Origin of the sequence: Aliiglaciecola lipolytica, assembly GCF_018860635.1 — a bacterium.
In the GTDB taxonomy this organism is placed as follows: Bacteria; Pseudomonadota; Gammaproteobacteria; order Enterobacterales; family Alteromonadaceae; genus Aliiglaciecola; species Aliiglaciecola lipolytica_A.
On sequence record NZ_JAHKPT010000011.1, the window covers coordinates 88,606 to 97,546 of the forward strand.

An 8,941-nucleotide genomic window follows, 5' to 3' on the forward strand; every position below is an offset into this window, starting at 1 on the left:
ATTTAAAACGGGGGCTTAAGCCTCCGTTTTTGACTGGAATTTAGGAGTGTCAGTATGGCTAGAGAATTTTCCCGCACTGAACGAGTTGGACAGCAAATCCACAAAGAAGTGGCCAGCATTTTCCAAAACGAATTTAAAAATCGTGACCCACGTTTAGGCATGGTGACTGTGTCTGGCGTTGATGTCTCTCGAGATTTAGCCCATGCAAAAGTCTATGTGACATTTTTTGAGACTGATGAAGAAAAACTGAAGTTATTCAATCAAATAATGGAAGATAACAAAGGCTTTATTCGTACTTTGTTAGCCAAGCGTATGCGTATGCGTGCGGTACCTGCATTGAAGTTTTATCAAGATACTTCAATTACTGAAGGTATTCGTATTTCGACTTTAGTGTCACAAACATTAAATGACGATAAAGAGCGCGCGTTGAAAGCAGGTCGTGACTTAGATAAAGAAGATCAGGAAACGGACGAAAATAATTAATGGCTAGAAAGCGTAAAGGTCGTGGGATTGACGGCATGTTATTGCTCGATAAACCCTTGGGATTATCTTCCAATGATGCTCTTCAGAAGGTTAAACGGTGTTTCAATGCTGCAAAAGCTGGGCATACCGGCGCGTTAGATCCCTTGGCAACAGGCATGTTGCCTATTTGTTTGGGGGAGGCTACTAAGTTTTCTCAGTTTCTACTTGATGCCGATAAAACCTATTCAGTAACGGCAACATTAGGAGTACGTACTACAACTTCTGATGCAGATGGTGAGGTTGTTGAAAGTAAACCTGTAGAGGTCACTAATGGGCAAATTGAAGAGGCCTGTTTGAGCTTTGTTGGTACATCTGATCAAGTACCTTCGATGTTTTCTGCTTTAAAGTATCAAGGTAAACCCCTTTACTCTTATGCAAGACAGGGTATTGAAGTACCCAGAGAAGCACGCAAAATCACTATCTATTCTTTGCAAATCGAAAAGATTGAAGACAATAAAGTCGATATGATAGTGCACTGTAGTAAAGGCACTTATATTCGATCTTTGGTGGACGATATTGGGCAACTATTAGGTTGTGGCGCATTTGTAAGCCGTTTACACCGCTCTAATGTGGCCGATTACCCGGCAGATAAAGTTATTACTTTAGATGAGCTGTTAGCGATACGTCAGAGCATTGATGATAATGAATTAGATATAATGGATGACAGCAGTTTTGTAGCGTTAGATGCATTGTTATTGGCAATGGATTCGCCGGTTAAGGCGTTGCCAGAAGTTGAATTAGAAGCCGAACGAGCAAGTTACTTTTGTAATGGCAATCCAGTTAACGCTAAACAAGCTGTATCTTTTCCACTTGACTCTCAAGTTAGAGTTTATTCAAATGATTTGTTTCTAGGGGTTGGTTTCATTGATGATAATCAACAGATTGCACCTAAACGCTTAGTCGTAAGATAGTTTCCTCTTCGTTAGAATTAAACGTTTATATAAATTAAGACTCAGGAGAGACTGCAAATTTACCGCAGTTTAACCTGAGTTTTTTGTTTTCAGTGGACAATTATTTTTGCTTGATGGGCTGGCTAATCATAACCGCATCGGTAATTCTAAAAGGCGATGGCATTATATTTTCGGCTCTCGGTGTAAATTGCGCCAATTGTTTTGGTAAATCTCGACTGGTTTCCACTAATCGTAATGTTGCTGGAAGCGTTTGTGGGCGATAATCGATCGTTATTTCAATCGGTTGCTGATCCGTCACAACGTAATACATCACAAAATTGTCTCGTTTTCTGCTGTTCTTTATTTCGAATGCTTTATGGTTAATTGCTAAACCAAAAATATCTATAGGTTCATCGCTTATTATTTCAATTGAGTTAATCGGACGATTCGGTTCGACTGTCAATACTAAGTGGATTACATCATTTTCATCTACTGAGCTACTTACGGTTACATTCGAGGGAGGAATATCAAGTGCTGTTGTGGCAGTTACATAATGAGCAGAACGACTCGCTCTAAAGGAGATTAAATCATTTAAAAGGCTTGTGTTGGTGTCGTTTTCGGCGAAGAATTGTTGCACAAAACTGTCTAAATGCAGGTTATAGGAATATAACATGGCGTGTTTTGATTCGGTATCATAAACGTAATTGACACTGCTTGGTTTTTTTCGTTCAACTGAATAGTCTGCGTTCAAATATATACCTACAAAACTAATGAATGCCCCAGCCAAGCAAAACAACTGAACGCTTCGAATACCTTTTACGACAAATAATATTGGCAATAACGTCATCAGTAATAGAGTACTCATAACTGTCGCAATAGCTAAATTCGAAAGCCCTAGACCCACTACAAAAACGGGTATCAAAGGCGATATTATGACTAATCCAGGTAAACTGAAAAGTGTGTAGGTTATTGCTTTTCTATTTGCAGTGGTTCTGTAGCGCAGAATGTTGCCAAAGATTGCAAGAGGAGTAACCGCTAAAATTATAAAAAAACCTGCACCGGTTAGAAAAATGGCTATCAAAATATTGATGCCAATCCACATTGCAATAATCGGTATATACCACTCAACTACCTTTATGCTAAGAAACTTCTTGGTCAATATTTGGTATGTCCAAATATTTAAAGCCATTGTAAGCAAGATTGCGGTAGCTAAAATGTAGTGGCCGCCGTAAGGAAAACCCTGTGGGATGTCATTGAATTGCGGATAAATCCATAACAAACCATGCCAACCGGCTACTCCAATGCAAACGGCAATTAGAAGACTTAAAATGAGTGGAATAGTAGCAATCAATATAGATTTAGCTTTAAGTTGTTTTTTCTTAATTGCAGTTATGGTCATCATCAAAAACACCAAAGCTACTAGAATACTCATGGGCAGTACCCACGAAAATGGATAATCATAAAGTGCAATGTTGGCAAAATTAAAGTACACCACATCTTTTTCTGACTTGAGTTTTTCTAAATCCGCGTTGGAAAAGTAAGGCAGTAGAGCAGATAGATAACTAATTTGGTGATTTAAACTAGACGTATCTAATCGGTCGGGGGTATCTTGGGCTGAATGGTAATCGAAGTGATCATCAATAAACGCAAAATTTACGCCGTTGATGTCTGCTCGTTGTCTAAATACAGTGAGATCTGTGTCATTTGGCAGCATTTTATAGATGCTATACATTAAAGAGTTGGCCGTTGGATAAAAAAGCTTTGCAGCAGCTAATTCTTTAACTAATTTTTTATTTCCCTGATTGGTTTCTAGTAACGTAAAGCTTGCGCCACCGGAGCCTCGCGCTTCAAAGTTTAGGATTAAGCCAATTTTATCTGCTATTGGGTGTTCAGTTACAAAACCTAGTGCGCCAAGTAAACCTTGTTCTTCTGCATCGGTAAAAATAATATAAATATCATTACTGTGGGGTAATCCACTTTCTAAAAAAGCTCGGATTGACTCAAGAATAGTCGACACACCACTACCAGCATCACTTGCACCAGGAGAATATCCATTAGCGGAATCGTAATGGGACATTAATGCTAAACCTTTATTTCCCCCAGGCTGGGTTGTGGCCGGAATCTTCGCGATAATGTTTGCCACGTTTGATGCAACGAAATATTTTGACGACAGTGCTAACGTAGTTTGCACTTCGACCTCTAAATCAAGCTCTTCTAACTCATTAACAATATATTCTCGTACGTTGGTGTGCTCAATTGAACCTGTGAAATGGGGATATTCCGCTATTTTTGATAGGTGGGTCCGTATATTGGATGCGGATATATCCACACTGCCCATTTTGTATTGGGCATCATCGGAAGGCATCTGAGCTTTCCATGTAAGAACTACAGTGAATACAATTGCCATAATCACTAGGAAACTTATCAGTCTTGAAGCGTTCTTTTCGTAATTTGGCATGACATTCCTTTGTAGTGTTTGCCGCACAACTTGTAAGACTTATGCAGAACTCATAATCCTTAGCTTAATGTAAAACAAAAAAGATACAAACTTCCATGTAACAATTAAAAATACCGGAAGATATTCCTGCAATCCGTATTTATACGTAATTTACCTTGATAAAAATGCCGGCATCGCTATAATACGCGCTCTTTCGACTCCGCTGAATTAGTGATCGGCGAGTCTTTATTTAATTTGGAGAAAAATATGTCACTAACTACTCAAGAAACTGCACAAATCATTGCTGACTTTGGTGTTAAAGAAGGCGATACAGGTTCACCTGAAGTACAAGTTGCTTTATTGACAAACAACATCAATAAATTGCAAGGTCACTTTGCTGATCATAAGAAAGACCACCACTCTCGTCGTGGTTTGTTACGTATGGTTAGTCAACGTCGTAAGTTACTTGATTACCTTAAAGGTAAAAACGTAGAGCGTTATCAAGATCTTATCAAACGTTTAGGTCTACGTCGTTAATTCGATTAGATACTACAGAAAGGCGCTTGAAAGCGCCTTTTTTGATCCAGCTTGAAAAATTAGCTATTGTTTTTTGCTTTCCAATTGACTGAAAAATTCCTCTCGCTCGCTTTCCGACAAAATACCTACAAAAGGGGAGTGGCGTCGTAATTTATTCATTTGTTCATTTACAGTACAAAGCTGCGAAACCAAACTGGGCATGTTATTTTTAAGTTCCAGTATTGACCACCAATCTAAATATACTCCGCGATAAATTAATCCTGCCTTAAATCGTGATTCTAGCTTTTCTTCAACCAATTGAATCAACTCGGGGAATTGCAATAGTTTTTCGCCAATACGCTGGTGAATGGCCAATAAATTATCATCAATGGCGCTAGGTTGTTTGCTACCACTTCTGCCTGTTCTCATGGGAAACTCTCGAATCGAATTGATTTCAACTACTGGTTTTCATCTAATAAAGGTGCAAGCATAGACTCTAATCCGTTGAGTTTTATTTCATACATCAAAGCCAATTGCTCCCCCAGTTTTCCTTCTGGAAATCCTTTTTGGTGAAACCACACCAAATAAGGCTCAGGTAAGTGCAGCAGTTTTCGTCCTGCGTATTTACCAAATGGCATTGTTTGGTTTACTGCTTGTTTTATAACTGTTGGATCAAACATTAGGGCGCTTCATTCTAATCGTGGTGTTCTGAGTTTTGCTGAGTATCCCAAAGCTTCTTATATAAGCCATTTTGGTTTAAAAGCTCGGAATGTGTACCTTGTTCTACTACAGCTCCATTATCAACCACTACAATTTTATCTGCGTCAATAATGGTTGAAAGACGATGGGCAATCACGACACTTGTGTGTCCCTGAGAGACTTCTTTGATGGCGTCTAAGATTGCTTTTTCTGACTGACTGTCTAATGATGAAGTGGCTTCGTCAAAGACTAGAATAGGTGGTTTTTTAAGTATAGTTCTAGCAATTGCTACCCGCTGTTTTTCGCCACCAGATAGTTTAAGTCCACGCTCACCTACTTGGGTCTCAGCACCTTTGGGTAAGCTGTCTACAAATTTTCTTAAATGGGCTAAATCAATGGCTTGTTGAACTTCGTCATCTGAGGCTGTCGGTCGACCGTATCGCACGTTTTCAAATATGCTGTCGTTAAATAAAACGGTATCTTGCGGCACTATACCAATGGCTTTTCTCAAGGACTGTTGTGACACTTGACTGATATCTTGATTATCAATCAGTATTTTTCCTGTTGTTACATCGTAGAAACGAAACAATAGCTTAACTATCGTTGATTTTCCTGCACCGCTTTCACCCACAACGGCGATTTTTTTCCCTGCATCTATACTGAATGATAAATTATTCAGTATAGGACGATCATTGTTATAACAAAACCCAACGTTGGAAAAGGTTATTTGTGCTCCTGATACCTTTAAATCATTGTCTTTATGATTATTTTTAACTTCGGGGGACTTTCCAAGCAGAGCAAATAAATTTTCGATATTTGCCAGTGAGCCTCTAATTTCACGGTACACAAATCCCAAAAAATTTAACGGCATAAATATCTGCATAGTGAATGCGTTTATTAGAACAAAGTCACCAATTGTCATAACGCCATCTGCAACACCATATGCAGCCATTGCCATCATGGCTGTCATTGCGATGGCAATGATCAATGCCTGTCCACCATTTAATGCAAACAGTGATAATCTATTTTTACGTCTGGCACTTTCCCAACCAGCTAAGTCCTTATCATATCGCTCAGCTTCATATGCTTCGTTGTTGAAATATTTTACCGTTTCATAATTCAGCAGGCTATCAATGGCTCGTGTATTGGTGCTGGAATCAGCAAGGTTCACTTCACGAACATATTTGGTGCGCCAGTCAGTGGCTTTCATGGAAAATATCACGTAGAACACTACTGACAATAGAATGACTATGGCGAAGTTAAAGCCGTAATTATAGAACAACAAACCTACCACCATGGCTATTTCTATTAGCGTTGGCCCAATATTGAATACCATAAAGCGCATTAGGAAACTTATTCCGCTAGTGCCTCTTTCTATGTCTCTGGTGAGTCCGCCTGTTTGCCTATTGAGGTGAAAATCTAAGTCGAGGCTATGCAGATGCTCAAACACACGTAAACCGACTCTGCGCATCGCTCTTTCTGTAACTCTGCCAAAAAGGGTATCTCTTATTTCACCAAACAAAACGTTGGCAAGGCGCAATGTGCCATAGGCGATGATCAGTGCAATAGGCGCTAGAATTAATTGCTCGGTTTTTGAGTTTAGACTATCCACAGTGTGTTTCAGTACGAAGGGAAGCCCAACACTGGCTACTTTAGCTGCAACTAAACAAAGAAACGCGAGTAAAACTCGTTGTTTAAACTCTAATAAATAAGGCCAAAGTTGTTTGAGGACCAGCCAGTTGACTGGGGTATCGGGATCAATTGGTATTCTTCGTGAACGCATATTGCTGCTGCACAGATAAAATGTGCAGGTAGTTTATCAGAAAAGCTGGTTAACTTAATCCTGGTTTTCTAGCAAACGGCATGAATTTATAGCTTGTTGGTGGTAAATAGAATGCTGGATTAGGCACTCTCGTGCAGCATCTCTCTTACCTTTTGATAACGCTCAAACTGTTCATCATTTAGTTCGCCGTTTTCTATCACCCTAATACAATTATCGATAAGTTTTTGAATCGAAAGGTCAGCTTTATTGGTATTTTCATTCATGGTAATGGCTTGTAGTAAATTTAATGCAATAGCGATATTTTTTGGCATAACCGTAAAGGCTTGTCTGAAAACTCGTAAGGCATCTTCAAGATCCCCCCGTCTGTAGAAAGCGACTGCTGAATTGTTAAGCTCTTTGGGAGTTTGTTTAATAGTGGATCGTTCCAGTTTCTCTTGTCTAACATAGTGTAAAAATAAACTGCCTTGCTTTTCGTCCTTCTTACAACGTTGTTCGATCACATCCATGATGTTGCTTGATTTTTCGTAAAGTCCTAACTCATGAAACGCTTTGGCTTTGTCTAACAGGGCATCCATACTTTCTAATTCCCAGTTTTCTTCTGCAAGCTGATCAAGCAGGGCTTTAGCATTTTCTTTTTCATCTTGTAAATAAAGTAATCGGGCATCAATCACTTTAATTTGGTCATGTAGTTCCGCTTTGGGGAATGCAGACTTGAATTGTTTTACATATTCATTAGCTTGTTTAAGTAAGTTGTAGGTTTCACTTTCATCTGCTGTCATGGCAAAGTCAATACCGGCTCGCGCTACGTTTAGATAGTTTTCTGGCTTATCGTGAATGGAATCTTTAGCAAAACGTACAATCTTTTTGGCGGCATCAAATTGGGTTTCGTAGTCATGGGTAATGCGCGATAAATCCAAGGCGGTTTTGTGGCGTCTGATGTTTCGAGGTGAGATTTCAGTTGCCATCACAACGCACTCGAGAGCGACATCAAAATCTTTTTGTTTGATATGCAGAGCTGATAATAAATCGTATGCGGCTAATTGCGAATCGGATTTAAAGGCTAATTCCAGGACTAACTTTTCCGCATCATCATCTTCATTGAGTCGAATATGGGCGTTTACTAAGCCTAACTGCGCCCACGTGAACGATTGCACATTGATTATTGCTTGATAAAACTCTTTTGCTTGCTCAAAGTGACCGCAGGCTAATAGTAACTCTCCTTTGGTTTTAAGGGCCAGAGGAAAAAACTCAGCGTTTTTGGGCTCGGATAAAAATAATTCAACTTCAGCCAGTGCTTTGGAAAGCTGACCTTTACCCATAAAACGATAGACTTTTTTTAACGCTCGCTTTCTCACTAACACTTTTGTTAAGCGTCTATCCAAATCATTTACTGTAAAGGGCTTGGCCAGAAAGTCATCGGGTTGCAACTCGACAATGCTGTGAACTAAATCAGAGGTGGTGTCAGCACTGATAAAAATAAATGCGGTGCTTGGTTCTAGCTCGCCATTATGTTTTAGCTGATCGTAAAGGTGATAACCATCGTGATCTTTCTTTAAGTTGTATGAGCAAATTATAAGATCGTAGTGCTCATGCCTGATTTTATTCAATGCATGTTGAGCTCTATCCACATAAGTAATGTTATTAAAGCCGAGTTCTTCTAAGGAATATTTCATATATCCTTTTGCTAAAACTTGATCATCAACGACTAGTACTTTTGTCTCTTTCGATATTTGGGGATTCATAAGCGAGTAAATTTGCAAACAGATGCTTAGGTTATCGTACTTTACGGCAATTTAATAAGGGCTTTTTGTTTTCTTAAGCGAAATCTTTGGAGGTGAATCAAGGAAATAACATGATTTGTTGCAAAAGGATTTAATCACAGAGCAGGGGAGGCAATGCCAATAGATTCCCCAAAGGAGTAATTCAGCAGCTGAACGGCTATGTAAAGCTTGAACTAAGGTACTGTTGATTTAAATTTGTAAATAGAGAAATAGAGAAATAGAGAAATAGAGAAATAGAGAAATAGAGAAATAGAGAAATAGAGAAATAGAGAAATAGAGAAATAGAGAAAGGGTGGTGGACGCTACTGGGCTT

The 8,941-nt window shown here is 39.1% G+C and carries 8 protein-coding genes; 3 read left to right on the forward strand and 5 right to left on the reverse strand.

Annotated features, from left to right (window positions below; all coding sequences use genetic code 11):
- Window positions 1-54 precede the first annotated feature (54 nt).
- Together rbfA and truB are read left to right on the forward strand one after the other, a co-directional pair.
- The gene (gene rbfA, locus KO530_RS05540) at window positions 55-483 is read left to right on the forward strand and encodes a 30S ribosome-binding factor RbfA (protein ID WP_216047415.1); all 429 of its coding nucleotides are present in this window, start codon (window positions 55-57) and stop codon (window positions 481-483) included.
- Window positions 483-1,433 carry a tRNA pseudouridine(55) synthase TruB gene (truB, locus tag KO530_RS05545; RefSeq protein ID WP_216047416.1) on the forward strand — a complete coding sequence of 317 codons (951 nt, stop codon included), beginning with the start codon at window positions 483-485 and terminating at the stop codon, window positions 1,431-1,433. The genes rbfA and truB overlap by 1 nt, the downstream gene beginning before the upstream one ends.
- A gap of 100 nt (window positions 1,434-1,533) precedes the next feature.
- Here the strand turns inward: truB and KO530_RS05550 are convergent, their stop codons facing one another.
- The gene (locus KO530_RS05550) at window positions 1,534-3,870 is read right to left on the reverse strand and encodes a M20/M25/M40 family metallo-hydrolase (RefSeq protein ID WP_216047417.1); all 2,337 of its coding nucleotides are present in this window, start codon (window positions 3,868-3,870) and stop codon (window positions 1,534-1,536) included.
- 246 nt (window positions 3,871-4,116) lie between these two features.
- On the opposite strand from KO530_RS05550, the gene rpsO reads away from it, so the two are divergent.
- Entirely contained in the window at window positions 4,117-4,386 is a 270-nt protein-coding gene (gene rpsO / locus KO530_RS05555) for a 30S ribosomal protein S15 (protein WP_216047418.1), read from the forward strand.
- Between the two features lie 63 nt (window positions 4,387-4,449).
- On the opposite strand, the gene KO530_RS05560 is transcribed toward rpsO, so the two are convergent.
- The 4 genes from KO530_RS05560 to KO530_RS05575 all read right to left on the reverse strand — a co-directional run bounded on the left by KO530_RS05560 (window position 4,450) and on the right by KO530_RS05575 (window position 8,589).
- Window positions 4,450-4,794 (reverse strand): hypothetical protein, encoded by a 345-nt coding sequence (locus tag KO530_RS05560; RefSeq protein ID WP_216047419.1) that lies wholly within the window; start codon window positions 4,792-4,794, stop codon window positions 4,450-4,452.
- 29 nt (window positions 4,795-4,823) lie between these two features.
- A complete protein-coding gene (locus KO530_RS05565) occupies window positions 4,824-5,045 on the reverse strand; it encodes a DUF3820 family protein (RefSeq protein ID WP_216047420.1) in 222 nt (73 codons plus the stop codon).
- Between the two features lie 14 nt (window positions 5,046-5,059).
- Window positions 5,060-6,847: an ABCB family ABC transporter ATP-binding protein/permease gene (locus KO530_RS05570; protein ID WP_216047421.1), complete on the reverse strand. Its 1,788-nt coding sequence runs from the start codon at window positions 6,845-6,847 to the stop codon at window positions 5,060-5,062.
- A gap of 119 nt (window positions 6,848-6,966) precedes the next feature.
- On the reverse strand, window positions 6,967-8,589 hold the full coding sequence (locus KO530_RS05575) for a tetratricopeptide repeat-containing response regulator (protein ID WP_216047422.1): 1,623 nt from the start codon (window positions 8,587-8,589) through the stop codon (window positions 6,967-6,969).
- Window positions 8,590-8,941: the final 352 nt, after the last annotated feature.